The organism is Vibrio sp. 1249-1 (assembly GCF_033340495.1).
In genome coordinates, this window is record NZ_JAWOWJ010000502.1 from 1 (window position 1) to 718 (window position 718).

General features: G+C 41.9%; 1 protein-coding gene. It reads right to left on the reverse strand.

The genetic code is table 11. The features are described from left to right. On the reverse strand, positions 1-718 hold a 718-nt coding region (icmH, locus tag R7Z50_RS27240), incomplete at both ends, for a type IVB secretion system protein IcmH/DotU (RefSeq protein ID WP_318149714.1).

The window sequence follows — 718 nt, forward strand, 5'->3', positions numbered from 1 at the left end:
AACCCTTCAGGAATCACTCTTCCTTTAAGTGCACTGTTGGAGATTAACTGTTCGGAAAGAGAAGTTGCCCGAGCTAAAGACAAGTGCCAATTGGATGGGTACTTGCTGGTAAATATCGGACGGTCATCGGTATGCCCGGTAATTATGATCTTCCCTTGTGTCGCTTCTAAGGTACGTGCAACTTTAGAAATAACTGGCTGTATGTAAGTCACAACGCTCGCACTACCAGATTCAAATAGGTCTTGAGCTTTAAGAGAAATACGAACTCTATCTTGCAACGCTTCCACAGTGACAAGATCCTTGCCAATCTCCGTTGCCAAATACATAGATATTCTTTCGGCAATAGGTGCTGACTTTGACTCAACCATAGGATTACTGACTGCTGGGGTTGATTGAATCAGGTTTACCAATTGAGCAAAAGTTTGGTTGGAAGCTTTGTTCAACTCGTAACTGAAGTACATAAAAATACAAACAAGCAGTGCGGAAGTTACCGAACAAACCACCCATAGAGGAGCACGTTCCGAAACCTGAGCACCTGCCAATATATGTTGTTCTACTTTGTTACTAAGCTCTTGCTGTACTCCGCGACCATGTGACTTAAGCACTGATACAACTTGTTTTCTCAATCTACGGTGAGCTTCAAGCCCATTTTTTTCTAAACGATACTGACCTATAAAACCCAAAGATAAGCATACGTACATTAGCTCTAGTAAATCTA